Raw genomic sequence first — 24,309 nt, forward strand, 5'->3', positions numbered from 1 at the left:
CCACGCCCAGGTTGCCTCGTGAGATGGGTCACATGGCAGTGCCCTCCCCTCGTCGGGGGGCGCTGTCGCGGCGGCCACTGCCCAGAATCCGCCGCGTGCCGCAGGCGCCGTTCCGGCTTGTCGGCATGTCCCATCCATCTCGAGGAACCTCATGAAAAAAACCTTGATCGCGGCCCTGCTGGCCTTCAGCGGCGCCGCCGCCCTGGCGGCCCCCACCGCACTGGCCTTCGACGCCGACAACACGGCCTGGCTGTTCAGCAAGCCCGCCGCCGGCAGCTTCGTCGACGAATACACCTTCGAGGTGCCGTTCGCGCAATCCGGCTTCAGCGGCAGCTTCACCACCAGCCTCAACGGCAGCCGGGACATCGACTTCTCGTCGATCTACGTCACCAACGGCAGCACCACCCTGTACAACTTCGTGCAGACCTCCACCGATGCCACCGGCTCGGAGCAGTGGACGCTGAGCAATGCCGCGCTGTCGGCCGGCACCACGTACCACCTGTTCCTGGCCGGCACCTCCGCCGTGGCCGGCACGGCCTACGTGGGTGAGCTGTCGGCCGTGGCCGCGGTGCCCGAGCCCGGCACCTGGGCCATGGCGCTGGCGGGCCTGGCCGCCGTGGGCGTGTTGGCACGCTGCCGCCAGCACTAGGAGCGCGCAGGTATCGCCTTCAGCGGAGCGGGCCACTGGCCCGCTTTTTCTTTGGCGCACGCGCCGGCACCCCGATTGCCGACCGGTCACCATGGCCACCTCCACCGCCCCCGCGGGCCAGGCACTCATCGGCATCTCCGGCTGGCGCTACGAGCCCTGGCGCGGCCTGTTTTATCCGCCCAAGCTGCCGCAGCGGCAGGAGCTGGCCTTCGCCTCGCGCATGCTGCCCACCATCGAGCTGAACGGCTCGTTCTACTCGCTGCAGCATCCCGAGTCGTACCAGGAATGGCATGACGAGACACCGGAGGACTTCGTGTTCTCGGTCAAGGGTCCGCGCTACATCACACACATGCGCCGGCTGAAGGAGGTGCGGGTGCCGCTGGCGAACTTCTTCGCCTCGGGCTTGCTGGCGCTGGGTCGCAAGCTGGGGCCGTTGCTGTGGCAGTTTCCGCCGCAGATGATCTTCAAGCCCGAGCGCTTCGAGGCCTTCTTCGAGCTGCTGCCGCGCAGCACCGACGAGGCCGCGCTGCTGGCGCAGGAGCACGACGAGCGGCTGGAGGGCCGCAGCCTGCTGCAGGCACCGGTGCGCCGGCAGCTGCGCCATGCGGTGGAGATCCGGCATGAGAGCTTCGCCTGCGCCGAGTTCGTGGCGCTGCTGCGCAAGCACCGCATCGCGCTGGTGGTGGCCGACACCGCCGGCCGCTGGCCCCTGATGGAAGACCTGACGGCCGACTTCGTCTATGTGCGGCTGCACGGCGACCAGGAGCTGTATGCCAGCGGCTACGGCGATGCCGCGCTGGACGACTGGGCCCGCCGCATCGACGCCTGGCGGCACGGCACCCAGGTGCCGGATGCACGCACCGCATCGCCCCGGGCCGCCGCGCGGCGCGCCCGGCGCGACGTGTTCTGCTACTTCGACAACGACGTGAAGGTGCATGCGCCCTACGACGCCGCCCACCTGGCCGCGCGACTGGGCGTGGCCACCGGCATGGGGCCGGACCAGCAGCAGTTCGTGCCGCCGCCCGGGCTGGCCGGGCCGCGTCGGCGCGGGCCGGCCTTCAGCCGCGCGCCGCGGCCAGGTGCTTGAAGTAGAAGGTGGTGCCGCAGGGCGTGCCGTCGGGCATCAGCGCATAACGCGGCACGCTGCCCACGGCCTGCCAGCCGGCGCGCCGGTACAGCCGCTCCGCATCGCCGCCGGTCACCGTGTCCAGCACCAGCACGTCGCGGCCCTCGGCCAGCGCCTGCTGCTCCAGCGCTTCCATCAGGCGCTGCGCGACGCCCTGGCGGCGCGCGCCGCGGTGCACCAGCATCTTCGCCACATCGGCGCGGTGCGGCTGGTTGTCGGGCAGGTCCAGCACCAGCTGCACCGTGCCCACGATGCGACCGGCGCGCTCGGCCACCAGCAGCGCGCGCCGGCCGCTGGCCGCGCCTTCCAGCACACCGTGCCAGAAGGCCAGGGCCCGTTCGGTCGGCAGCGGCGATATGAAGCTCACCGAGGCGCCACCGGCCACGCAGTCCATCAGCACCTCGGCCAACTGCGCGGCCAGCGCCGCGCCGCGGGCCGCGATGTCCGCCGGCTGCACGCGGCGCACCGTCACCTGTTCATCCATCAACTTCTCCTTGGAACGTGGAAAGGCAGGGTGGCCAGCGCCACCAGGTAGCGCGCCGGCCGGCGCGTGGGGTTGTGGTAGACGATGGGCTGGTTCAGCCGCATGGCCAGGCAGTCGCCGCTGTCCAGCCGCCAGGCCACGCCGCCCACCGTCAGCTGCATCTGGCCGTCGATCATCCAGACCTGCTGGTGCACCTCCTGCTCGCGCTCTGCGGTCTCGTAGGCCACGCGCTGGCCGGCCGGGAACACCACATCCACCAGCTGCAGCGGCGAGGGCAGCGCGGGCGACACCTGGCGCCGCAGGTAGCCGGAGGCCGGATCGGTCCACAGCGGCTGCTCGGCCACGCGGGCCAGCGGGGAAGGCGGCTCGGCCGCCGCAGTGGCCGCATCCGGCTCGAACAGCGAGGCCAGCGTGACGCCCAGGCCGGTGGCCAGCTTGTCCAGCACGGCGGCGGTGGGGCTGCTCTGGCCCCGCTCGATCAGCGAGATGTTGGAGCGGCTCCACGCCGCTGCGCTCGGCCAGCGCCTCCAGCGAGTAGCCGCGGGCGCTGCGCAGCGCATGCACGCGGCGGGCGATCAGGGCATGGATGTCGATGTCGCTCATGCTTCCAGTTTACTGGATGATGTCGTCCATCATTCTGCCGGCGGCCTGCGGCCCGGCGGGCCACAATCCGGGCCGATGTCCGCCGCCCTGCCTTCCCCTGCCGACCGCGGCCCCGTTGCGGCCAGCGGGTCTCCGCCCCCGCGGCGCGCAGCCTGGCGCTGGCTGGTGCTGGTGATCGCGATGACCAGCGTGCTGGTATCCACGCTGTCGCTGGTGGCGCTGCGCAGCAGCCGCAATGCCTACCAAAGCCGCGCGGTGGACGCGGTGCAGAACCTGGCCGGCGGCATGCAGCATGCGCTGGCCGCCGACCTGGACCGCGTCGACACCGCGCTGCGCTCCTTCGTGCTGGCCCATGCGCGGGCCACCACGCAGGGCCCGCTGGACGACGAGGCCATGGCCCGCCTGCTGGAGGAGCAGCAGCGCCTGGTGCCCGAGCTGGACAGCCTGCAGGTGGCCGGTGCCGACGGCCTGCTGCGCCAGCGCCCCGGGCCGCAAGCGCCCGAGCCCGCCAGCCTGGCCGAGCGGCCCTACTTCGTGCAGGTGCGCGATGCCACCGGCGACGAGGTGGTGGTGTCGGAGCCGGAGCAGCAGGGCCCCGACGGCCGCTGGACGGTGGTGGTGGCGCGCCGGCTGCGCAGCGGCGACGGCCGATTCGACGGCATGGTGCATGCGCGGCTGGACATGCGCCACTTCGAACGCATCCTCGGCACGGTGGCGCTGGGCCCGCGCGATGCCGTCACGCTGCGCACCGCCCGCCTGGCGCTGGTGGCGCGGCGCACCGGCTCGCCGCAGCCACCCGCGGCCATCGGCTCGCGCAACGTGTCGCCGGAGATGCTGGAGGCGCTGCAGGCCGCGCCCGAAGGCGGCAGCTACGTGGCCGCCACCGCGCTGGACCGCATCGAGCGCATCAATGCCTACCGGCGGGTGACGCCCTATCCGCTGATGGTGATCGTGGGCGTGGCCACCGACGACTTCCTGCTCGGCTGGCAGCGCGAGGTGGCCCTGGTGGGGCTGCTGGCCTCGCTGGTGGTGCTGACGCTGGGCACCGCCTCGCTCTTCGTGTGGCGCGCCTGGCGGCGGGCGGCCGAAAGCGCCGGCCGCGCCCAGCGCGAGGCCCACCGCCAGCGGGCGCTCATGCTCACCGCCAGCGACGGCATCCATGTGCTGGACCGCCAGGGGTGCGTGGTGGAGCTGAGCGACTCCTTCGCGCAGATGCTGGGCCATCCGCGCGAGGCGATGCAGGGCATGCACGTCAGCGCCTGGGATGTGCGCTTCAGCCAGGGCGCCGTGATGCGCACGATGCGGCACTTCCGCGTCGGCGAGCGCTTCAAGGTCGTGACGCAGCACCGCAAGCGCGATGGCAGCCTGATCGATGCCGAGGTGGCGGGCGTGGGCGTGCACATCGACGGCCAGGACCTGCTGTACTGCGCGGCCCGCGACGTCACCGCCCGCAGCCAGGCGGAACGGGCGCTGCGTGCCAGCCGCGCGCTGCTGGACCGCACCGGCCGCGTGGCCCGCGTGGGTGGCTGGGAGCTGGACCTGCGCAGCGGCCAGCTCACCTGGACCGACGAGACCTGCCGCATCCACGGCGTGCCGCCGGGCAGCACGCCCACGCTGCAGCAGGCGATGGACTTCGTCGATGCGGCGCACCGCCCGCACATCGTGGCCGCCATCGACAACGCGCTGAAGGAAGGCACGCCCTGGGACCTGCAGCTGGGCCTGACCACCGCCGATGGCCGCAAGGCCTGGGTGCGCGCGGTGGGCGAGGCCGAGACCGAAGGCGGCAGCACCGTGCGGCTGGTGGGCGCGCTGCAGGACATCACCGAGAGCGAGCAGCGCCGCACCGAGCTGGCCCGCGAACAGGCGCTGCGTGCGGAGCTGGAACGCCGTGCCGCCGAGCTGGATGCGTTGCTGCGCGAGCGCAGCGGCATGCTGGACGTGATGGCCCACGAGGTGCGCCAGCCGCTGAACAATGCCTCGGCCGCGCTGCAAGGCGCGGCCACCGCGCTGGCCGCCGCCGGCGACACCGTGGCCACGCAGCGCCTGGCCCGCGCGCAGACGGTGCTGGGCCATGTGCTGGCCAGCATCGACAACACGCTGGCGGTGGCGTCGCTGCTGGCGCGCGCCGGGCCCATCGAGCGCTCGGACACCGACATCGACACGCTGGTGGCGGTGTGCATCGGCGACATGCCGCCGGCCGAGCGCCCGCGCATCGTGGTGGACCGCGTGACCACCACGCGCACCGCATCGATGGACATGAGCCTGATGCGGCTGGCACTGCGCAACCTGCTGTCCAACGCGCTGAAGTACAGCCCGGCCGGCGCCTCGGTGACGGTGCGGCTGTCCGACTCGGACGAGCCGCTGGCGCTGCTGATCGACGTCATCGACCAGGGCCCCGGCGTGCCGCCCGCGCTGGCGCAGCGGCTGTTCGAGCGCGGCAGCCGCGGCGAGCATCCCGCCGGCCCGGCCGGGCTGGGCCTGGGCCTGTACATCGTGCGCCGCGTGATGGAACTGCACGGCGGCCATGTGGCGCTGGTGGACCATGGCGGCGACGGCCGCGGCCTGACGATGCGCCTGGTGGTGGCGCAGGAGTCGGGTGCATGAAGCCGGTGCGGTGCGTTACCCTCTGCGCTGTTTTCATCCTCTAGACCAGGACGCGCAATGCTCCCGCAAACACTGGCGCTGGTTGACGACGATGTGGAGTTCTCGGAGTTCCTGGCGCTGGACATGCGCAGCCGGGGCATCGATGTGAAGGTGTATGGCGACAGCAGCGACCTGCTGGCCGACCCCGATGGCTTCCGCTTCGACTTCTACGTGCTCGATCTATCCCTGCCCGGCGTCGATGGCGTCGAGCTCATCCGCATCCTGCGCCGGCGCACGCCGGCGGGTGTGCTGGTGGTGTCCGGGCGCCTGGCGCCGGACGTGTTCGAGGCGGTGATCACCGCCGGGGCCGACATGTACCTGGCCAAGCCGGTGGGCTTCGACCAGGTGGCGCTGGCGGTGCGCGCAGTGCAGCGCCGCGCCGTGGCCGCACGCGAGCAGGTGCAGAGCTGGCGCCTGGACCGCCGCGGCAGCGAGCTGATCGCGCCCGATGGCGCCAAGGTGTCGCTCAGCGCCACCGACCTGGCGGTGATGGAGTGCTTCCTGGAAGCCGGCGGCGAGGCGGTGACCCGCGAGACGCTGCGCCAGCGCCTGGGCCGCGACTCGCCCGACCATCCCGACAACCTGCTGCACGCCACCATCTATCGGCTGCGCCGCCGCATCGAGCGGGCCACGCCGATGGTGGTGCCGCTGCAGTCGCAGTCCCGGGTGGGCTACGTGTTCCGCGGCACGCTGGCCGTGGCCTGAGGCTTCAGGCCCGGGGCCTCACTTGCTGCCGGTGCCGCCGGCGGGGCCGGAGGCCGGACCCGACTGCGCACCGGCCTTGGCCGGCTTCTTGGTGGCCACGCCGGACTTGGCGGCCTCGTCGGCCACCGGCGGCTTGGCGGCCTTGTCGCCCATCGCGCCGGAGGCGGCGGGCTTGGCCGGCGTGGCAGGGGTGGCTGGCGTCTGCGCGCTGGCCAGGCCGGTGGCGCACAGCAGCAGCGCGGCGGCGAAGAGGTTCTTGCGGCTCATGTCTGTCTCCTTCAGGGGCTTGCCGGCCCAGCGCCGGCGCCACGCCAGGTGCGGCAAGCGGCGCGCCCATCGCTCAGCCGCCTTGCAGCCGCTTGTAACGCGCCAGCAGCCGGCGGCCCTTGTCGGCGATGCGGCGCGCCTGTGCCTCGGTGGACGGCACGTTCTCGCCCCAGGCATGGGCGGACAGCGCCAGCCGCGTGGGCCGGCCCTGCTTGTCCAGCAGTGGCGGCAGCGGGTCGCGGCCGTAGAAGCGCACGGCCCAGCTGCCCTTGCGCTTCATGTCCTCGGGCGACATCTCGCTCTCCGGCTTGGTCACGCCGGGTCGCAGGTGCGCACCCTGGGTGCGCGCGAACTCGGCCCGGCCGGCGGCAGTGAGGCCGCCCGCGGGATCGCGCGTGAGCGCCCGGCCGGCGGGGGGCTTCTTGGACGCAGCCTTCTTGGCCGCGGCCTTCTTCGCCGGTGCCTTCCTGGCGGCCGTCTTCCTGGCAGGCGTCTTCTTTGCAGGCGTCTTCTTGGCAGGGGCCTTCTTGGCGGCGGTCTTGCTGGCCGTGGCCTTCTTCGCCGGTGCCTTCTTGGCCGGTGCCTTCCTGGCGACTGCCTTCTTGGCCGGGGCCTTCTTGGCGGCCGTCTTCTTGGCTGCGGCCTTCTTCGCGGCGGCCTTCTTGGCCGGTGCCTTGCCGTCGGCCGCGGCGTGCATGTTGTCCACCAGGTTGGGATAGGGTCGCCCGGCCTTCTTGGCGCTGCGCTTGGCGGCGGCCTTCTGCTCGGGTGTCAGGTGCTGGGTGGGCCGGCCATCCCTGGCCTTCGGATTGCCCTTGTCCCAGGGCGCCTTCTTGGCTGCGGTCTTCTTGGTTGCCATGTGCATGCGGTGCAAGCGGCACGGGGGCCGGAGCCGCCGTCCGGCAAGCCCCATGCCCGGCGGGCGGCCCGCTCAAGTTGCGGCGGCCTGCGCCGAAGTCCACCGCAACGCAGTGAATGCCGTTCCGAAAGCAGTACCCATGAACACCACCGCCCTCGCCGTCCCGTTCGACCAGACGGCCCTGCATGCCCTGCTGGAGCAGTCCAGCCAGGACGAGATCGACGGCCTGGACTTTGGCGTCATCGGCTTCGACGGCGAAGGCGTCGTCCGGCGCTACAACGCCTTCGAATCCAAGGCCGCCGGCCTGTCGCCCCAGCGCGTGCTGGGCAGCGCGCTGTTCACCGTGGTGGCGCCCTGCATGAACAACTTCATGGTGGCCCAGCGCTTCGAGGATGCCGCCGCCGAGGCCACCACGCTGGACGCCAGCATCGACTACGTGCTCACCCTGCGCATGCGCCCGGTGAAGGTCAAGCTGCGCCTGCTGGCCGCGCCCGCGCACGCCATGCGCTACGTGCTGGTGCAACGCGGCTGACATGTCCGCCGCCGCAGCCGCACCCGCCCCCGGGCTGGAGGAGGAGTTCGAGGCGTTGACGCAGTTCCTGTACATGGCCCCCATCGGGCTGGTGCAGGCGCGGCTCGACGGCGAGATCCTCATGGTCAATCCGCTGTGCGCACAGCTGCTGATGCCGCTGTCGCCCGACGGCGAGCTGTGCAACCTGTTCACCGCTCTCGGCGAGCTGGCCCCCGACCTGGCGCACCGCGCCCGTGGCTTCGAGCAGCCGCATGGCGTGATCTGCGATGCGATGCAGCTGCAGGTGCGGCCGCGCGACGGCGTCCGACAGGCGGCGGCGGTGCTCTCGCTCACGCTGCTGAAGCTGGATGCCGAGCGGCTGATGGCCGTGCTGGCCGACGTGACCCAGCAGGTGCGCCGCGACCGCGAGCTGCGGCAGAACCAGGCCTGGATCCACACCCTGGTGACCGGCCTGACCGACTATGCGCTGATGTCGCTCGACGCGCAGGGCCGGGTGCGCTGCTGGAACCCCAGCGTTCAGCGCGTGACCGGCCATGGCGAGTCGGCGGTGGGCCAGCCCTATTCGCTCTTCTATCCGGCGGACACCATGCCGCCCCAGCGGCTGCAGGACCGCATCGACGATGCCGAGCGCACCGGCTGGAGCCTGGACGAAGGCTGGCGCCTGCGGGCCGACGGCAGCCGCTTCTGGGGCAGCTGCCTGGTGGCGCCGCTGCACCCGCCGGAGGAGGCCGACAGCGCCGAGCGCGCCTACAGCCTCATCATCCGCGACGTGTCCGACCAGCGCGAGGCCAGCGAGGCGCTGCGCCGCTCGGTGCTGACCGACCACCTCACCGGCGTGGCCAACCGCCGCGCCTTCTTCGATGCCGCCGAGGCCGAGCTGCAGCGCTGCAAGCGTGCGCCGCGGGCCATGTCGCTGGTGCTGATCGACGCCGACCACTTCAAGCGCATCAACGATGCCCACGGCCATGCCGCCGGCGACGCGGTGCTGCGCCACCTGGCCGCCGGCCTGGCGGCCTCGTTCCGGGAGATCGACGTGGTGGCCCGGCTCGGCGGCGAGGAATTCGTGGTGCTGCTGCCCGGCGCCGGCGTGGAGGCCGCCGAGGGCCTGGCGCGCCGCGTGTGCCGCGACATCGCGGCGCGCACGGTGGAGGTGGAAGGCGTGGACATCCGCTACACGGTGAGCGCCGGGGTGGCCACGATGGATGCGGGCGTGGACGACGTGGACGCGCTGGTCAAGCGCGCCGACGCGGCGATGTACGCCGCCAAACACAGCGGCCGCAACCGCGTGGTGCGCTGGCATGCCGGGCTGGCCCAGCACCGCGCCGCGGCCGCGCAACAGGCCTGACGCGGCCCCGCACGCTGGCATGTCCGAAGCAGCACCCACCGCCTACGAGGCGCTCATCCAGTTCCTGTACCAGGTGCCCATCGGCCTGGTGCAGACCTCGCTGGACGGCGAGATCACGATGATCAACCCGATGGCCGCGCAGCTGCTGATGCCGCTGGTGCCTGACGGCAACCTGAGCAACCTGTTCGACGTGCTGCATGCGGTGGCGCCGCAGCTGCGCGGCTGGTCCGGCGGCGGCGCGCCCGAGGTGCCGCCCGGCGGCGTCATCTGCGAATCGCTGCGACTGACGCTGCCTGCGGTGCAGCAGGGCGCGCCGCAGACGCTGGCGCTGCGCCTGCTGCGGCTGGACGCCGGCACGCTGATGGCCAGCCTGAGCGACGTGTCCTACATGGTGCTGCAGGAGCAGCAGCGGCTGGCCAAGCAGCTGCGCGACGTAACCCGCATCGACAGCCTGACCGCCATGCCCAACCGCATGGTGGCGCTGGAACGCATCCAGGGTGCGCTGGCCGCGGCCGCCGCGGATGCGCAGCGCCAGTTCGCGGTGCTGTTCATCAACTGCGACCGCTTCGAGCGCATCAACCTCACGCTGGGCACCGCCGCCGGCGACGAGCTGCTGCGCATGGTGGCCGCGCGCATCAACGGCACGGTGCGGCTGGGCGATGCGGTGGCCCGTGCCACCGGCCCGGTGCAGACCGCAGCGCGGCTGGGCGGCGACGAGTTCGTGGTGGTGCTGGAAGGCCTGCGCATCGCCGACGACGCCCGCATCGTGGCCCAGCGCCTGACCGAGGTGCTGTGCAAGCCCTACACCGTGGGCGACCGTCCGGTGCACCTGACCGCCAGCATGGGCGTGGTGGTGTGCCCGGAGACCGCGGCCAGCGCCGATTCGGTGCTGCAGGACGCCAGCCTGGCCATGCGCGAGGCCAAGCGCGCCCATGGCGCGCGCTACTGCGTCTTCGAGCCGCTGATGAAGGAACAGGCCTGGCGCCGCGGCAGCATCGAGGGCGAGCTGCGGCGCGCGCTCACCGAAGGCCAGCTGTTCGTGGTGTACCAGCCCATCGTCGACCTGCGCAGCGGCCGCCCGGTGGGCGCCGAGGCGCTGGTGCGCTGGCGCCATCCGGAACGCGGCATCGTGCCGCCGATCGAGTTCATCGAGATCGCCGAGGAGACCGGCCTCATCGGCCGCCTGGGCGAGTTCGTGCTGCGCGAGTCGTGCCGCCAGTTCATGGCCTGGGCCGACGAGCTGGGCGAGTGCGCGCCGCTGCTGCTGTCGGTCAACCTGTCGCGGGCGCAGCTGTTCGAAGGCGGCATCGCCGAGCAGGTGGCCACCGCGCTGCGGGTCAGCGGCCTGCCGCCGGACCAGCTGCAGCTGGAGGTGACCGAAAGCCTGGCCGCGCAGGACGACCGCATCCAGGCCCGGCTGCATGAGCTCAAGGCCCTGGGCCTGAGCCTGGCGCTGGACGACTTCGGCACCGGCTATTCATCGCTGGCCAGCCTGCACCAGCTGCCGGTGGACGTGGTGAAGATCGACCGGTCCTTCGTCAGCCAGGCCGAGAGCAGCGGGCACCACCGGGTGCTGATCGAGGCCACGCTGCGGGTGGCGGCCAGCCTGGGCATGCGCACCGTGGCCGAAGGCATCGAGACCGCGGGCCAGGCCGGCATCCTGCAGGCCCTGCAGTGCGACAAGGGCCAGGGCTACTTCTACGCCCGGCCGATGCCCTCCGACGAGGCGGCCCGCTGGTTCTGCGCGCGCGCGCCGCAGCCCTGCCTGGCCTGACGGCCTGGCGGACCCGCGGCGCGCATCAGGCGCCGCCGATGCCCACCGTCACCTTGCCGGTGCCCTGGCAGTTGGGGCAGCGGCCCTGCTCCGCCACCTGACCGGTGCCGCCGCACTGCGGGCACACGTCCTCGCCGGTGCCCGGGGTGCCGGGGGGCGCTTCGTCGCCCGGGGCCATCTGGCGCTGCGCGGTGGAGGGGCTGCTGCCGGGCGCGGCGCCGGCCGGCTGGTCGCTGGCGCCGGGCTGCTGTGCATCGGTTTGGGCCTGCTGGCTGGGGTCGGTGGTCATGGCTCGCCTTTCATGGAGGTGCTGCCGGGGCGGCAAACCATGTGCCGCGCGACGCCCGTGCGGCGCGTGATTCAGTTCACGAAGTGCGCACTCGCGCCACCCCCCTGGCAGGCCGATGCCACTCAGGCCCCGCCCATTTGTCTGCGGGCCCGCCGTGCCCACCTTCCGTTCCCTGCTTTCCTACGCGTGTCGCCGCTTCGGCTCGGTCAAGTTCCGCCTGTCGCTCACCGGCGTGCTGCTGATCGCGCTCAGCGTGGCCACCACCGTGCACCTGGTGCTGCAGGAGGTGGGCAGCCGCACCGAGGAGGTGGCGCTGGACCTGTCGCTGGCGCAGACGCGCAAGCTGGCCAAGATGATCGGCTCGCGCCTGGTGGGCCTGCAGCTCACGCTGCGTGCGGCCGCCGGCACCCTGCCCGCCGACCGCATCGGCGAGCCTGCGGACATGCGGGAGTGGCTGGAGCACCAGTCGGTGATGGGCAGCATGCTGGACACGCTGATGGTGACCGACGCCCAGGGCCGCGTGCAGGCCTGGCGTGACAGCCGCGGCACCCGCACGCCGGAGCTGAACATCCGCGACCGCGACTACTTCCGCCAGACGCTGGAGCAGGGCCGGCCGGTGGTGTCGCAGCCGATGCAGGGCCGCATGTCGGACGAGCCCATCATGGTGGTGACGATGCCGGTGCGCGATGCGCAGGGCCGCGTGGTGGGGCTGCTGGGCGGCTCCATCCGGCTGTGGTCCAACGGCCTGATGCCCGACGTGACGGCGGCCGACCCCGACGACGCCGGCGTGCTGGTGATCACCGACACGCTGGGCCGCGTGCTGTCCCACGAGGACCGCCGCTGGCTGATGCGCGATGCCGCCGAGGACCCCGCGCTGGCGCCCGGCATGGCGCACTGGGTGCGTTCCGGCCGGCCGGTGGAACCGGCGGGCTTCAGCCTGCAGGCGGGCGGGCGCATCGTCTCGATGGCCGGCGTGCCCGACGCCGAATGGATGGTGGTGCGCAGCGCGCCGGCCGACCTGGTGCTGGGCGGGCAGCGCGCCGGCCAGCGCCGTGCGCTCGTCATCGGCAGCGCGGTGGCCCTGGGCGGCGGCCTGGTGCTGCTGCTGGTCACCCACTACCTGCTGGCGCCGCTGCGCCGGCTGCAGCAGCGCGCGCTGCGCATGCGCGACGGCGACCTGGCCGACGGCCAGGGCTGGCCGCGGGCGGTGGGCGAGATCGGCCAGCTCTCCCGCGTGCTGCGGCAGACGCTGCGCGAACGGTCCACCGCCGCGGCGGCCAACCGGGAGCTGCTGTCCAAGCTCACTGCGCTGATGGCGCATGCACCCCTGGGCATCGCCTTCTCGCAGGCGCGGCGGCTGGATGTGGTCAACGGCGCCTTCGAGCGGCTGCTGGGCTACGGCCCGGGCGAGTTGCAGGGCCGCAGCGCCACCGTGCTGTATCCGTCGGTGGCCGACGCGGAGGCGCTGAGCCTGCGCATCGTGACCTGCTTCCGCGCCGGCCTGCCCTTCGACGAGGAGGTGCTGATGGTGCGCCGCGACGGCAGCCAGTTCTGGGGCCGGCTGTTCGGCGCGCCGGTGCACTGGGGCGAGAACGACTCCAGCACCGTGTGGACGCTGGAGGACGTGAGCGTGGCCCGCGGCCAGCGCGAGGCGCTGTCCTGGGTGTCCACCCACGACGCGCTGACCGAACTGGTGAACCGGCGCGAGTTCGAGCGGCGGCTGGCCGAACGGCTGGCCCGGCCCGGGCCCGAGCCTTCGTGCGCGCTGTTCATCGACCTGGACCATTTCAAGACGGTGAACGACACCGCCGGCCACGCCGCCGGCGACCGCGTGCTCACCGACGTCGCCCAACGGCTGCAGGAACAGGTGCGCACCACCGACACCGTGGCCCGCCTGGGCGGCGACGAATTCGCCGTGCTGCTGTCGGCCTGCAGCCGCGCAGATGCGCTGCGCATCGCCGAGAACATGCGCGCGGCCATCGAGGCCTACCGGCTGCGCTGGCAGGACCGCTGGCTGCAGGTGGGCGCCAGCATCGGCATCGTGAAGCTCACCGGCGACCTGCCCGACCTGAAGACGGTGATGGCCGCGGCCGACGCCGCCTGCTACGACGCCAAGCGCGCCGGCCGCAACCGGGTGGCGGTGCACGGCATGGACACGATCATGTGAACCGGGCAAACCCGCCTTTTTGATCGAAATGAAACCGCATGCCCCGCCACACTGGCGGCCATGCGGTCGCATCGTCTCCCCTCCGCCCCCGACTTCACCGAAGCTCCGGGCCGCCCCTTCGAGCTGGCCGCCCGTCGCCACCGCCGCCTCTCGCCCTGGGTGCTTGCGGCCTGCCTGCTGCTGGCCGCGGCCGGCATGGCCGAGCTGTGGCGATCCACCGGCGGCCTGCAGCGCCAGCGCGAGGCCGACGGCAGCCTGACGGCCTCGCTCACCACGCTGTCCGCCCACTGGCTGGCGATGGACCGCGCCGCGGCGCTGCGCGCCCTGCCCTGCGATGCACCGATGGAGCTGTGCCCGCCGCTGCGGCCGCCCGTGGCGGGCAGCGCCGCGACGGCCGCCCAGCTCGACCGCCTGCTGCACCGGCTGGCCGTGCAGCGCAGCGACCTGGCGTTGCAGCAGGCGCTGCTGGGCAGCCTGCTGCTGGCGGTGGCCGCCGGCGCCGTGCTGGGCTGGCACCGCCACGGCGTGCTGCTGGCCACCGGCCTGGCGGCCGAGGCCGCGGCCCGCGGGCTGCTGCTGCGCGACCCCCTGACGCAGTTGCTCAACCGCCGGGCGCTGGACTTCACGCTGCCCCGCATGCTGCGCGCCGCCGACCGTGCCGGCCGGCCCATCGCGGTGCTGGCGGTGGCGCTGGACGGCACCGACGCCGTGGCCGCCGAACACGGCCCGGAGGCGGGCGACGAGCTGCTGCGCGTGTGCGCGCACCGCATCCACGCCCATGTGCGCGAGATGGACGTGGTGGCCCACCTGCCCGGCGGCCCGGGCGAGCCCGGCCGCTTCGTGGTGGTGCTGGAGGCGCCGGAATCGGCCGCCGCCGCGCAGGCGGTGTGCGACCGCGTGCGCGAGGCGCTGGCCGAGCCGCTGCGGCTGGGCCGCGGCCGCGGGCCGGGCGCGCCGCGGGTGCAGGTGGGCGCGCGCATCGGCATGGCGGTGTATCCGCTGGATGCGCTCACCGCCGACAAGCTGCTGCAGCGCGCCAGCGAAGCGCTGCAACCCCCTCACCGGCCCGACGTCGACGGGCTGGCCGAGGCGCTGGCGCGTCAGCGCCGGCGCAGGGCGTGCGAGAGCATCACCACCGGCACCAGGCCCACCAGCACGATGGCCAGCGAGGGCAGCGCCGCTTCGGCCAGCCTTTCGTCACGCGCGAAGTTGTAGGCCACCACGGCCAGGGTGTCGCTGTTGAAGGGCCGCAGCACCAGCGTGGCCGGCAGCTCCTTCATCACGTCCACGAACACCAGCAGCGCCGCCGCCAGCGCGGAACGCCGCAGCAGCGGCAGGTGCAGCTCGGCGAACAGCCGGCCGCGGCCGGCGCCCAGCATGCGCGCGCTGTCGTCGATGGAGACCGGCACGCGGGCATAACCCGCTTCCACCGACTGCAGCGCCACCGCCGAGAAGCGCACCAGGTACGCATAGATGAGGCCCAGCGCGGTGCCGGTGAACAGCGCGCCGATGCCCGAGCCCGGCCACTGCGCCTGCGCCCAGCTCACCGGCAGGAGGATGCCCACCGCCACCACCGCGCCGGGCATCGCATAGCCCAGCGACACCACCCGCGCACCCAGGGCCAGGCCATCGCGCCGGCCACGCGCCGCACGGGCCGAATGCAGCCGCAGCACGAAGCCCAGCGCCAGCGCCAGCGCGGCCGCGCACAGTGCCGCGATCGTCGCCAGCTTGAAGCTGGTGAAGCTCCATTGCGCAAACCGCGCCAGGGGCAGGCCGAACTCCGAGGTGGTGGCCTCGCGCCACAGCAGCCCCACCAGCACCGCCACCGGCAGCACGAAGCCCAGCAGCACCGGCAGTGCGCACACCGCGATGGCCAGCGCGGCGCGGCGGCCCTGCAGCTGCACCGGCCGCGCATCGGCGCCATGCACCGCGCCGCCGCGCGAGGCGGTAAAACGCAGCCGCTGCTGCGCCCGGCGTTCGAACCACAGCAGCAGCGCCACCAGCAGCAGCAGGATGGACGCCAGCTGCGCCGCGGCCACGCGGTCGAACATCACCAGCCAGGCCTTGTAGATGCCGGTGGACAGGGTGGTGAGGCCGAAGTACGAGCCGACGCCGAAGTCCGCCAGCACCTCCATCACCGCCAGCGCCACGCCGGCCGCGATGGCCGGGCGCGCCAGCGGGATGGCCACTTCCAGCACCCGCCGGCGCAGCCCCGCGCCCAGCAGCCGGGCCGCTTCCATCATGTGCACGCCGCGCTCGCCCAGCGCGGTGCGCACCAGCAGGTACACGTAGGGATACAGGCACAGCACGAACAGGATCACCGCGCCCCACAGGCTGCGCACGTCGGGCCACAGCGCGCCCTCGGCGCCCGTCAGCTCGCGCAGGAACATCTGCAGCGGGCCGCTGAACTGCAAAAAATCGGTGTACGCATAGGCCAGCACGTAGGCCGGCATGGCCAGCGGCAGCAGCAGCGCCCATTCGAAGAAGCGCCGGCCGGGAAACTCGAACAGGCAGATGGCCGCCGCGGTGGCCGCGCCCACCACCGCCACGCCGGCCGCCACGCTGGCCGCCAGCACCAGCGACTGGCCGGCGTAACCCGGCAGCACCGTCTGCGCCTGGTGCTTCAGGATGGCCAGCGCGGCGGGGTCGAACGAGAACCACGACCCCAGCACGCCCAGCACCGGCAAGGCCAGCAGCGCGCACAGCAGCGCGAGCGCACGACGCATCAGCACACCACCCTCTTCATTACCCGAGCGCGCTCGTTGCGAACGCTTGTCATTCTCATGAAGCCGATATCATAGGTGCATGTTTCTGCAACTCGACCAGATCAGTGTGCGCTATCCCGGCGCCGCTGCGCAGCGGCCGGCGGTGGACAGGGTGTCGCTGGGCCTGCGGCCGGGGCAGATCGGCGTGCTCATCGGGCCTTCGGGCTGCGGCAAGACCTCCGCGCTGCGGGCCGTGGCCGGGCTGGAGCCGCTGTCCGGCGGCCGCATCGTGATGGACCGTGACCTGCTCTCCACCGGCGACGGCACCCACGTGGCGCCGGAGCGGCGCCGCATCGGTATGGTGTTCCAGGACTATGCGCTGTTCCCGCACCTGAGCATCGCCAGGAACGTGGCCTTCGGCATCCGCGAGTTGCCGCGCGCCGAGCGCGACGCCCGCGTGGCGGAGATGCTGGAGCTGGTGGGCCTGTCCCACGTGGCCGACCGCGCGCCGCACCAGCTCTCCGGCGGGCAGCAGCAGCGCATCGCGCTGGCGCGGGCGCTGGCGCCGCATCCGCGGCTGCTGCTGCTGGACGAACCCTTTTCCAGCCTGGACGTGGACCTGCGCGGCCGGCTGGCCCAGGACGTGCGCGCCATCCTGCAGCGCACCCGCACCACCGCGCTGTTCGTCACGCACGACCAGATGGAAGCCTTCGCGCTGGGCGACGTGATCGGCGTGATGCAGGGCGGCCGGCTGGAGCAGTGGGACGACGCGTACACCCTCTATCACCGCCCGGCCACGCGCTTCGTCGCCGATTTCATCGGCCACGGCGTGTTCGTGCCCGGGCGCATCGTGCCGGCGCCGCGCGGGCCGTTCGTGCGCACGCCGCTGGGCGAGCTGACCGACATCGGCGGCTGCCCGCTGCCCGACGCCTATCCCGGCGGCGAATGCGACGTGCTGCTGCGGGCCGACGACATCGTGCACGACGACCATGCGCCCACCCGGGCCTGCATCGAGCGCAAGGCCTTCCGCGGCTCGGAATTCCTCTACACGCTGCGGCTGCCCACCGGCGAGCAGGTGCTGGCCCACGTGCCCAGCCACCACGACCATGCGGTGGGCGAGTGGATCGGCATCCGGGCGCAGGTGGACCACATCGTCACATTCGAACGCACACCCGGTGCGAACTCCGGCACGGTGCCTGTATCCAATGCCCGGAGTGAACAGGCAACTTTGCCCTAGTTCACGCAATCCCCCGAAAGGGCCAGCCGTATACTGGATTCGGGGCTTTTTTCTCGCTGCGGGGTGCCGTTCATGGGGTCGAAACTCAAAGTTGCCGGTCTGGTCGCCGTAGGCGCGTCGCCGGGGCGTTGACCACAATGCAGTTGCAGGCGTTTGCCCGCAACACACCGCTTCCGCTCGAAGAGCTGCAGCAGCTGGCTGCCGTCTTCGGCATGGTCAAGAGCGACTACGTCGAGCCGGTGGACGAGAAGAAGCTGATCGGCAACGCCATCTCCGGCATGGTGTCGGGCCTCGATCCGCACAGCCAGTACTTCGACAAGAAGACCTTCAAGGAATTCCGCGAAGGCACCAGCGGCAAGTTCGTCGGCGTCGGCATCGAGATCGGCATGGAAGACGGCCTGGTCAAGGTGGTGTCGCCCATCGAGGGCTCGCCCGCCTTCCGCGCGGGCCTGAAGGCCGGCGACCTGGTCACCAAGATCGACGACACCGCCGTCAAGGGCCTGACGATGGACCAGGCGGTCAAGAAGATGCGCGGCGAGCCCAGCACCAAGGTGGTGTTGACGGTGTTCCGCAAGGCCGAGGGCCGCACCTTCCCGGTCAGCATCACGCGCGAGGAAATCCGCGTGCAGAGCGTGCGCTCCAAGATGGTGGAGCCGGGCTACGCCTGGCTGCGCGTGAGCCAGTTCCAGGACCGCACGGTCGAGGACTTCGCCAAGAAGCTGGAAGACATCTACAAGCAGGATCCCAACCTCAAGGGCCTGGTGCTTGACCTGCGCAACGACCCCGGCGGCCTGCTGGAGGGCGCGGTGGCGGTGTCGGCCGCCTTCCTGCCCAACGACGCGGTGGTGGTGAGCACCAATGGCCAGCTGCCTGAGTCGAAGAGCACCTTCAAGGCCTCGCCCGACTTCTACATGCGCCGCGGCGGCACCGATCCGCTGCGCCGCCTGCCCGAGGCCGTGAAGAAGGTGCCGCTGGTGGTGCTGGTGAACGAAGGCTCGGCCTCGGCCAGCGAGATCGTCGCGGGCGCACTGCAGGACCACAAGCGCGCCACCGTGATGGGCGCGCAGACCTTCGGCAAGGGCTCTGTGCAGACGGTGCGCCCGCTCACTGCGGACACCGCGCTGAAGATCACCACCGCGCGCTACTACACGCCCAGCGGCAAGTCGATCCAGGCACGCGGCATCGTGCCCGACATCTGGCTGGACGAAACCGCCGAAGGCAACGTGTTCGCTGCGCTGCGCATGCGCGAGGCCGACCTCGACAAGCACCTCAGCGGCTCGGAAGAGAAGAAGGACGAAGCCCGCGAGAAGGCCCGCGAGGACGCCCGCAAGAAGCTGGAAGAGCAGCTGGCCAAGAGCAAGGAAGCGCCCAAGCCGCTGCCCGAGTTCGGTTCGGCCGAGGACTTCCCGCTGGAGCAGGCACTGAACCAGCTCAAGGGCAAGTCGGTGATCGTCAGCAAGAGCGTGGTCGAGCGCAAGGCCGAGGCGGCCGAGACCACCAACAACTGATCGGCCACCGGCCCCGCCACCAGCCCGCCCGCCCCGGCGGGCTTTTTCTTGATCCGCCCCCCTCCGCCGCCGTGCCCAGCAGTCCACCGCCCGCCCCACCGCGCCGTCCGGTGACGATGGCCGACATCGCCCAGCGCGTGGGCGTGTCGAAGATGACGGTGTCGCGGGCGCTGGCCCGCACCACGGAGAACGACCGCGCGCCGAGCGAGCAGTTGCGCCAGCGCATCCTCGCCGCCTGCGCCGAGATGGGCTACGTGATCGACCAGACCGCCCGCACCTTCGCCAGCAAGCGCTCGGGCGTGGTGGCGGCGGTGATCCCCTCGCTGAACAACTCCAACTTCTCCGAGACGGCGCAAGGCATCACCAGCGCGCTGGCGGCGCGCGGCCTGCAGCTGCTGCTGGCCTACGACGAATACCGCGAGGAGGACGAGGAACGCCTGCTGCGCTCGCTGCTGATGCACCGCCCGGAAGGCGTGATCCTCACCGGTGGCCACCACAGCGCCGGCACCCGCGCCATGCTGCAGGCGGCCGGCATTCCGGTGGTGGAGACCTGGGAGCTGCCGGCGCAGCCGATCGAGCACGTGGTGGGCTTCTCGAACGCGCAAGCCGGCGCAGCACTGCTGCGTCACCTGCATGCGCAGGGCTACCGGCGCATCGGCTTCATCGGCGGCAGCTCCGAGCGCGACCACCGCGGCAGCCAGCGGCGCGAAGGCGTGGTGCAGGCGATGCAGGCGCTGGGCCTGCCCGCGCAGCGGGTGCTGGCCTTCGGCGAGCCGCCACTGCACATCGGCCACGGCGGCCAGGCGGTGCTGCAGCTGCTGCAGCAGTGGCCCGACACCGACGCGGTGATCTGCGTGTCCGACCTGCTGGCCTTCGGCGCGCTGACCGAATGCCAGCGCCGCGGCTGGGCGGTGCCGGGTCGGCTGGCGATCGCCGGCTTCGGCGACTTCGAGATCGCCCGCCACTGCCATCCACGGCTGACCACCGTGGCGCTGGACTGCCAGGGCATCGGCCGCAGCGCAGGCGAACTGCTGCTGCAGGCCATCGACGCCGCGCGCGAAGGCAACCGACTGCCGGCGCAGACCATCACCGCGCCATTCCACGTGGTGCAGCGCGAGAGCAGCTGAGGCGCCTCAACGTGCCCAGCGCAGCACCAGCGGATCCAGCCGCCGGGCTGCGTCCAGCAGGCCATCGCGCACCTCGGGCGTCATCTCGGGGAACGGATGGCGCGAGGCCTCGCAGGCGATGATGCCGCCGGCCTTCATCAGCGCCTTGGCGGCCAGGATGCCACCTTGGCGGTTCTCGGCATTGATCAGCGGCAACCAGCGGGCGTACTCGGCCACGGCGGTCTCGCGGTCGCCGGCCGCATGCGCATCCACGATGCGGCGGATGCCGTCAGGGTAGGCGCCGCCGGTCATCGCGCCGGTGGCGCCGGCGTCCAGGTCGGCCAGCAGCGTGATGGCCTCCTCGCCGTCCCAGGGGCCCTCGATGGCATCGCCGCCCAGGCGGATCAGCTCGCGCAGCTTGGTGGCGGCGCCGGCCGTCTCGATCTTGAAGTACTTCACCTGCTCGATCTGCCGCGCCATGCCGGCCAGCAGCGCGGGGCTGAGCAGCGTGCCGGCCACCGGGGCGTCCTGGATCATGATGGGAATGCGCAGGGCGTCGGACAGCCGGGCATAGAACTCCACGATGCGCTGCTCGGGCACGCGGATGGTGGCGCCGTGGTAGGGCGGCATCACCATCACCATGGCGGCGCCCTGTGCCTGCGCGCGCAGGCTGCGCTCGATGCACACCGCGGTGCCGAAGTGCGTGGTGGTGACGATCACCGGCACCCGGCCGGCCACGTGTTCCAGCGCGGTGCGGGTGAGCAGTTCGCGCTCCTCGTCCGACAGCGAGAACTGCTCGGAGAAGTTGGCCAGGATGCACAGGCCGTCGGCGCCGGCATCGATCATGAAGTCCAGGCAACGCCGCTGGCTGGGCAGGTCCAGCGTGCCGCCGTCGGTGAAGGTGGTGGGCACCACGGGGAACACACCCCGGAAGCGGCGACGGACGGCAGGGCTGGTCATCAGTAGTGCTCGTTGATGTTGCGGAACGGGCCATGCTTGGCCCGCAGGTAGGCTTCCGGCGGCTGGCCTGCGAAGCGCTCGGGGATGGCAAAACCCTGCGGCCGCAGCGCGGCTTCGGGGTAGAGCTTCATGCGGTTGGGGTTCTGCCTGCGTGGCGTGCTGTCGGCATTGACGTAGGCCGCAATGTCCAGCGCCTGCTGCGGCGTGAGCTGAGGCTGCTGCCAGCTGGCACCCAGCGGCATCGACGCCACCAGGTAACGTGCCATCAGCGGCACCGCGAACATGTGGCCGGCGTTGTCGTAGGTGTCGTCGCCCGCCAGCGGCGGGAAGGCGTAGCCACCGCCCTGCGCAAAGTCGGGCTGGCGCTGGCCTTGTGCGTCGGCGCCATGGCACAGCTGGCACTTGGCGGCATACAGCTTGGCGCCACGCACCGGGTCGGCCGCCTGCGCCACGGCGGGCAGCGTCAGCAGGCCCGCACCTTCCATCGCCTGGCCCGGTCGGGTGTCGGCAGCCAGCCAGCGCAGATAGGCCATGATGGCTTGCAGCTCCGGCGTGTCCGCCTTGATGGGCACGGGGGCCGCACCGAACATGCCGATGGTGCGTTGCTCCAGCGATATCACCTTGCCCGACTTGATGTCGAACTTCGGATAGTCGTTGACCGCATTCACCAGCGGCAGCGCGTAGGGCTTGCTGCCGGGCAGGCCCGACGGCCCGGCCTGGTGGCAATGGACGCAGTTCAGGCTGTTCCAGTTCATGCGCTTGCCCGCATCGGGCGCCAGCAGGCCCACGCGGCGCGAGGTGTTGCGCAGCAGGTCGATGCCTTCGCGGATGCGGTCGCCTTCGGGCCCCGGGGGAATGCGCGCTTCGTCCGGCTCGCGCCAGGGCTGACGCGGCCGGGCTTCGTAGCGGGCCAGCAGCGCCTGGGCGGCCGCCGTGTCCAGCGCATCGCCCACCTGGTGCGGCGACACGTCGTTGGCGGCCAGGGCGGCCGCACCGGCAAGGGTCAACAGCGCCGCGGGCAGCAGGCGGGTGCGCGCGCCCATCACTCGACGATGTTGAACTGCTCGAGGTAGTCGGTCTTCAGCGTCAGGCCCAGGCCCGGCACGTCGTCGCGCAACTGCAGGAAGCCGTTCTCGGCCACCGGTTCGCCATCGAAGATGTAGTAGAAGAGCTCGTTGCCCACCTCCACGTCGAACATCGGGAAGTACTCGCTCATCGGGCAGTTGAGGCTGCTCATCGTGAGGTGGTAGTTGTGCATCTGGCCGGCATGCGGGATCACCGGCACGCTGTAGGCCTCGCACAGCGCATTGATCTTGTGCGCCATGGTGATGCCGCCCACGCGGTTGGTGTCGTACTGCACCACGCTGACCGCCTTGCGGTCCAGCAGCTGCTTGAAGCCGTACAGGCTGAACTCATGCTCGCCGCCCGAGATGGGGATGCTGGTCAGCTGGTTCAGCTCGGCATAGCCGTCGATGTCGTCGGCGATCACCGGCTCTTCCAGCCAGCGCGGTTCGTACTGCTCCAGCTTGGGCAGCATGCGCTTGGCATATTCCAGGTTCCAGCCCATGTAGCACTCGAGCATGAGGTCGGTCTCGTAGCCGATCACCTCGCGCACCGCGGCCACGCTTTTCAGGTTCTCGGTCACGCCCTGCTGGCCATGCGCCGGCCCGTAGCCGAAGCGCATCTTGAAGGCCTTGAAGCCCTGGTCCAGGTACTTCTTCGCCTCTTCCTGCATCTCGCGCAGGTCGGTGCGGTACAGCTTGCTGTAGTAGCAGGGGATCTTCTCCTTGGTGCGGCCGCCCAGCAGCTTGAACACCGGCCTGCCCACGCTCTTGCCTAGGATGTCCCAGATCGCGATGTCCACCGCCGAGATGGCCGCCATGCCCACGCCCTTGCGGCCCCAGGCATGGGTGGCACGGTACATGCGCTGGTTGAGGTACTCGTAGTCCCACGGGTCCTGGCCCAGGAGCAGCGGCGTCAGGTACTGGTCGATCACCTGCTTGGCAATGCGCGGCGCCAGGGCCACGTTGCCCAGGCCGACGATGCCGTCGTCGGTTTCCACCTCCACCACCGTCCAGCCGTGGAAGCGGAAGGTGTCCATGGTGTCGCTGCCGCCGCCGGCACGGCGGCCGGCGCCGTTGTCGTACACCAGGTCCATCGCGTTGGAGCAGAAGTTGCCTTGCGGCGGCACGGTCCTGCCCTTCCATTCATAGACGCGGGCGCGCACGGACTTGATCTTCATCGGGTCGTCTCCTCGGGTGGTGGTGCGGTGTTCAGTGCGCGGCCTGGCCGAACAGCGAGCGGCCGTCGCGGTAGGTGCGGCCCATGCGGCAGGCGATGCGCAGGGCATTGGCGGTGGCATCGACGTTGGCGCGGCCCTGGCCAGCGATGTCGTAGGCGGTGCCGTGGGCGGGCGTGGTGATGGGGATGGGCAGGCCGCCCTGCACCGTCACGCCCTGGCTGAAGCCCATCAGCTTGATCGCGATCTGGCCCTGGTCGTGGTACATGGTGACGATGGCATCCAGCTCGCCGTCGCGCGCCCGCAGGAAGATGGTGTCGGCCGGATAAGGACCCTGCACCGGCATGCCCAGGCGCTCCAGTTCGCGCACCGCGGGCTCGATGACGTCGATCTCCTCGCGGCCGCAGGTGCCGCCATCGCCGTTGTGCGGATTGAAGCCGGCCACCGCCACCCGCGGCCGGGCCACGCCGTTGGCCTGCAGCGAGCGGTAGATCAGCGTGGCGGCATCGACGATGCGCGGCACCGTCACCAGCGAGGCCACCTCGCGCAGCGGCACATGCGAGGAGATGCGCGCGGTCCACAGCCCGCCCAGGGTGTTGAACTCGCAGAAGTAGCCGGTCACGCCCAGGTGCTGCGCGAAGTGGTGCAGCTCGTCGTCATGGCGCAGGCCGCCCTGCTTCATCGCATGCTTGTTCAACGGGGCGAAGCAGATGGCGTCCACCTGGCGCGCCAGGGCGGCGTCCATGCAGCGGTCCAGCACCTTCAGCACCGAGGCGCCGCCCGCCGCATCGGCCTGGCCCACGCGCACCTGCGCCGGCTGCACGGTGTCGACGGCCAGGAAGGCAGGCGGTGCGTCGGCCGGCCGCGCGCGCACCTCGGCCAGCGAAGCCACCGGCTCGGTGCGCACCTGCAGGCCGGCCACGCGCTGGCCTTCGGCCCAGAGCCATGCGTCGCCCACCAGCACCAGCTTGCCTAGGCAGGTGAGGTCGGGCCGGGCCAGCAGCCGGGCGATGAGTTCGGGGCCGATGCCGGCAGGGTCGCCCAGCGTGAGCGCGACGACGGGGGGCTCGGACGGGCCGGGGGTGTGGTCCATGGAAGAGGAGGTCATGTG

20 protein-coding genes and 2 pseudogenes are annotated in these 24,309 nt (G+C 71.8%); 12 read left to right on the plus strand and 10 right to left on the minus strand.

The window, feature by feature from the left end; translation table 11 throughout:
- The first annotated feature begins 151 nt into the window (after nt 1-151).
- Together LRS14_RS24910 and LRS14_RS24915 are read left to right on the plus strand one after the other, a co-directional pair.
- Complete coding sequence (locus LRS14_RS24910) at nt 152-649, plus strand: FxDxF family PEP-CTERM protein (protein WP_257801523.1); 498 nt, start codon at nt 152-154, stop codon at nt 647-649.
- Nucleotides 650-740: 91 nt separating this feature from the next.
- Nucleotides 741-1,736, plus strand: a complete 996-nt coding sequence (locus tag LRS14_RS24915) for a DUF72 domain-containing protein (RefSeq protein ID WP_257801524.1) — start codon at nt 741-743, stop codon at nt 1,734-1,736.
- Here the strand turns inward: LRS14_RS24915 and LRS14_RS24920 are convergent.
- Nucleotides 1,708-2,259: a GNAT family N-acetyltransferase gene (locus tag LRS14_RS24920; RefSeq protein WP_257801525.1), complete on the minus strand. Its 552-nt coding sequence runs from the start codon at nt 2,257-2,259 to the stop codon at nt 1,708-1,710. The two genes, LRS14_RS24915 and LRS14_RS24920, sit on opposite strands and share 29 nt — an antisense overlap.
- A pseudogene (locus LRS14_RS24925) lies at nt 2,259-2,862 on the minus strand (helix-turn-helix domain-containing protein). Before LRS14_RS24925 ends, LRS14_RS24920 begins: the two are co-directional and overlap by 1 nt.
- Nucleotides 2,863-2,937: 75 nt before the next feature.
- Between LRS14_RS24925 and LRS14_RS24930 the strand changes: the two are divergent.
- Complete coding sequence (locus LRS14_RS24930; protein WP_257801526.1) at nt 2,938-5,466, plus strand: ATP-binding protein; 2,529 nt, start codon at nt 2,938-2,940, stop codon at nt 5,464-5,466.
- Nucleotides 5,467-5,523: 57 nt separating this feature from the next.
- Nucleotides 5,524-6,210 (plus strand): response regulator transcription factor, encoded by a 687-nt coding sequence (locus tag LRS14_RS24935; RefSeq protein ID WP_046113785.1) that lies wholly within the window; start codon nt 5,524-5,526, stop codon nt 6,208-6,210.
- 18 nt (nt 6,211-6,228) lie between these two features.
- Here the strand turns inward: LRS14_RS24935 and LRS14_RS24940 are convergent, their stop codons facing one another.
- Both LRS14_RS24940 and LRS14_RS24945 read right to left on the minus strand, forming a co-directional pair.
- Nucleotides 6,229-6,477 (minus strand): hypothetical protein, encoded by a 249-nt coding sequence (locus LRS14_RS24940; RefSeq protein WP_157039583.1) that lies wholly within the window; start codon nt 6,475-6,477, stop codon nt 6,229-6,231.
- A gap of 73 nt (nt 6,478-6,550) precedes the next feature.
- The gene (locus LRS14_RS24945) at nt 6,551-7,336 is read right to left on the minus strand and encodes a DUF6321 domain-containing protein (protein WP_257801527.1); all 786 of its coding nucleotides are present in this window, start codon (nt 7,334-7,336) and stop codon (nt 6,551-6,553) included.
- Nucleotides 7,337-7,475: 139 nt separating this feature from the next.
- On the opposite strand from LRS14_RS24945, the gene LRS14_RS24950 reads away from it, so the two are divergent.
- From LRS14_RS24950 to LRS14_RS24960, 3 genes are read left to right on the plus strand one after another with little or no spacing between them, the layout of a single operon-like run.
- Nucleotides 7,476-7,868 (plus strand): PAS domain-containing protein, encoded by a 393-nt coding sequence (locus LRS14_RS24950; protein ID WP_046113783.1) that lies wholly within the window; start codon nt 7,476-7,478, stop codon nt 7,866-7,868.
- 1 nt (nt 7,869) lies between these two features.
- The gene (locus LRS14_RS24955; RefSeq protein ID WP_257801528.1) at nt 7,870-9,213 is read left to right on the plus strand and encodes a sensor domain-containing diguanylate cyclase; all 1,344 of its coding nucleotides are present in this window, start codon (nt 7,870-7,872) and stop codon (nt 9,211-9,213) included.
- Between the two features lie 19 nt (nt 9,214-9,232).
- Nucleotides 9,233-10,987, plus strand: coding sequence for a bifunctional diguanylate cyclase/phosphodiesterase (locus tag LRS14_RS24960; protein ID WP_257801529.1), 1,755 nt, complete (start codon nt 9,233-9,235; stop codon nt 10,985-10,987).
- A gap of 25 nt (nt 10,988-11,012) precedes the next feature.
- On the opposite strand, the gene LRS14_RS24965 is transcribed toward LRS14_RS24960, so the two are convergent.
- Nucleotides 11,013-11,276, minus strand: a complete 264-nt coding sequence (locus LRS14_RS24965; RefSeq protein WP_046113781.1) for a hypothetical protein — start codon at nt 11,274-11,276, stop codon at nt 11,013-11,015.
- Nucleotides 11,277-11,430: 154 nt separating this feature from the next.
- Between LRS14_RS24965 and LRS14_RS24970 the strand changes: the two genes are divergently transcribed.
- Complete coding sequence (locus LRS14_RS24970; protein WP_257801530.1) at nt 11,431-13,443, plus strand: diguanylate cyclase; 2,013 nt, start codon at nt 11,431-11,433, stop codon at nt 13,441-13,443.
- A gap of 60 nt (nt 13,444-13,503) precedes the next feature.
- Nucleotides 13,504-14,658 carry a diguanylate cyclase gene (locus tag LRS14_RS24975; RefSeq protein ID WP_257801531.1) on the plus strand — a complete coding sequence of 385 codons (1,155 nt, stop codon included), beginning with the start codon at nt 13,504-13,506 and terminating at the stop codon, nt 14,656-14,658.
- Here LRS14_RS24975 and LRS14_RS24980 read toward each other — a convergent pair.
- Nucleotides 14,544-16,169, minus strand: coding sequence for an iron ABC transporter permease (locus LRS14_RS24980; protein ID WP_046113837.1), 1,626 nt, complete (start codon nt 16,167-16,169; stop codon nt 14,544-14,546). The two genes, LRS14_RS24975 and LRS14_RS24980, sit on opposite strands and share 115 nt — an antisense overlap.
- A gap of 79 nt (nt 16,170-16,248) precedes the next feature.
- Here LRS14_RS24980 and LRS14_RS24985 point away from each other — a divergent pair, with 79 nt between their 5' ends.
- From LRS14_RS24985 to LRS14_RS24995, 3 genes and pseudogenes are all read left to right on the plus strand, one after another.
- Nucleotides 16,249-17,385, plus strand: a complete 1,137-nt coding sequence (locus LRS14_RS24985; protein WP_046113779.1) for an ABC transporter ATP-binding protein — start codon at nt 16,249-16,251, stop codon at nt 17,383-17,385.
- Nucleotides 17,386-17,457: 72 nt separating this feature from the next.
- Nucleotides 17,458-18,893, plus strand: a pseudogene (locus LRS14_RS24990) (S41 family peptidase).
- Nucleotides 18,894-19,009: 116 nt separating this feature from the next.
- Nucleotides 19,010-20,020 (plus strand): LacI family DNA-binding transcriptional regulator, encoded by a 1,011-nt coding sequence (locus LRS14_RS24995; protein ID WP_257801532.1) that lies wholly within the window; start codon nt 19,010-19,012, stop codon nt 20,018-20,020.
- Nucleotides 20,021-20,026: 6 nt separating this feature from the next.
- Here the strand turns inward: LRS14_RS24995 and LRS14_RS25000 are convergent, their stop codons facing one another.
- The 4 genes from LRS14_RS25000 to LRS14_RS25015 are packed head-to-tail and all read right to left on the minus strand — an operon-like array spanning nt 20,027 to nt 24,306.
- On the minus strand, nt 20,027-20,959 hold the full coding sequence (locus tag LRS14_RS25000; RefSeq protein ID WP_257801533.1) for a dihydrodipicolinate synthase family protein: 933 nt from the start codon (nt 20,957-20,959) through the stop codon (nt 20,027-20,029).
- Nucleotides 20,959-22,002, minus strand: coding sequence for a c-type cytochrome (locus LRS14_RS25005; RefSeq protein ID WP_257801534.1), 1,044 nt, complete (start codon nt 22,000-22,002; stop codon nt 20,959-20,961). Before LRS14_RS25005 ends, LRS14_RS25000 begins: the two co-directional genes overlap by 1 nt.
- Entirely contained in the window at nt 22,002-23,201 is a 1,200-nt protein-coding gene (locus LRS14_RS25010; protein ID WP_257801535.1) for an L-rhamnonate dehydratase, read from the minus strand. Before LRS14_RS25010 ends, LRS14_RS25005 begins: the two co-directional genes overlap by 1 nt.
- 31 nt (nt 23,202-23,232) lie before the next feature.
- The gene (locus LRS14_RS25015; RefSeq protein ID WP_257801536.1) at nt 23,233-24,306 is read right to left on the minus strand and encodes a 4-hydroxythreonine-4-phosphate dehydrogenase PdxA; all 1,074 of its coding nucleotides are present in this window, start codon (nt 24,304-24,306) and stop codon (nt 23,233-23,235) included.
- Between the last annotated feature and the right edge of the window lie 3 nt (nt 24,307-24,309).

The sequence above is a fragment of the Aquincola sp. J276 genome (assembly GCF_024700035.1).
Lineage (GTDB): Bacteria > Pseudomonadota > Gammaproteobacteria > Burkholderiales > Burkholderiaceae_C > Aquincola > Aquincola tertiaricarbonis.

What these genes read in the sequence shown, in the direction of transcription:
- LRS14_RS24950 (WP_046113783.1), top strand. Translation starts at nt 7,476, where the DNA reads ATGAACACCACCGCCCTCGCCGTCCCGTTCGACCAGACGGCCCTGCAT.
- LRS14_RS24985 (WP_046113779.1), top strand. Translation starts at nt 16,249, where the DNA reads ATGTTTCTGCAACTCGACCAGATCAGTGTGCGCTATCCCGGCGCCGCT.
- LRS14_RS25010 (WP_257801535.1), bottom strand. Translation starts at nt 23,201, where the DNA reads ATGAAGATCAAGTCCGTGCGCGCCCGCGTCTATGAATGGAAGGGCAGG.
- LRS14_RS25015 (WP_257801536.1), bottom strand. Translation starts at nt 24,306, where the DNA reads ATGACCTCCTCTTCCATGGACCACACCCCCGGCCCGTCCGAGCCCCCC.
- LRS14_RS24960 (WP_257801529.1), top strand. Translation starts at nt 9,233, where the DNA reads ATGTCCGAAGCAGCACCCACCGCCTACGAGGCGCTCATCCAGTTCCTG.
- LRS14_RS25005 (WP_257801534.1), bottom strand. Translation starts at nt 22,002, where the DNA reads ATGGGCGCGCGCACCCGCCTGCTGCCCGCGGCGCTGTTGACCCTTGCC.
- LRS14_RS24945 (WP_257801527.1), bottom strand. Translation starts at nt 7,336, where the DNA reads ATGGCAACCAAGAAGACCGCAGCCAAGAAGGCGCCCTGGGACAAGGGC.
- LRS14_RS24910 (WP_257801523.1), top strand. Translation starts at nt 152, where the DNA reads ATGAAAAAAACCTTGATCGCGGCCCTGCTGGCCTTCAGCGGCGCCGCC.
- LRS14_RS25000 (WP_257801533.1), bottom strand. Translation starts at nt 20,959, where the DNA reads ATGACCAGCCCTGCCGTCCGTCGCCGCTTCCGGGGTGTGTTCCCCGTG.
- LRS14_RS24915 (WP_257801524.1), top strand. Translation starts at nt 741, where the DNA reads ATGGCCACCTCCACCGCCCCCGCGGGCCAGGCACTCATCGGCATCTCC.
- LRS14_RS24935 (WP_046113785.1), top strand. Translation starts at nt 5,524, where the DNA reads ATGCTCCCGCAAACACTGGCGCTGGTTGACGACGATGTGGAGTTCTCG.
- LRS14_RS24995 (WP_257801532.1), top strand. Translation starts at nt 19,010, where the DNA reads ATGGCCGACATCGCCCAGCGCGTGGGCGTGTCGAAGATGACGGTGTCG.
- LRS14_RS24940 (WP_157039583.1), bottom strand. Translation starts at nt 6,477, where the DNA reads ATGAGCCGCAAGAACCTCTTCGCCGCCGCGCTGCTGCTGTGCGCCACC.
- LRS14_RS24965 (WP_046113781.1), bottom strand. Translation starts at nt 11,276, where the DNA reads ATGACCACCGACCCCAGCCAGCAGGCCCAAACCGATGCACAGCAGCCC.
- LRS14_RS24980 (WP_046113837.1), bottom strand. Translation starts at nt 16,169, where the DNA reads ATGCGTCGTGCGCTCGCGCTGCTGTGCGCGCTGCTGGCCTTGCCGGTG.
- LRS14_RS24920 (WP_257801525.1), bottom strand. Translation starts at nt 2,259, where the DNA reads ATGGATGAACAGGTGACGGTGCGCCGCGTGCAGCCGGCGGACATCGCG.
- LRS14_RS24975 (WP_257801531.1), top strand. Translation starts at nt 13,504, where the DNA reads ATGCGGTCGCATCGTCTCCCCTCCGCCCCCGACTTCACCGAAGCTCCG.
- LRS14_RS24930 (WP_257801526.1), top strand. Translation starts at nt 2,938, where the DNA reads ATGTCCGCCGCCCTGCCTTCCCCTGCCGACCGCGGCCCCGTTGCGGCC.
- LRS14_RS24955 (WP_257801528.1), top strand. Translation starts at nt 7,870, where the DNA reads ATGTCCGCCGCCGCAGCCGCACCCGCCCCCGGGCTGGAGGAGGAGTTC.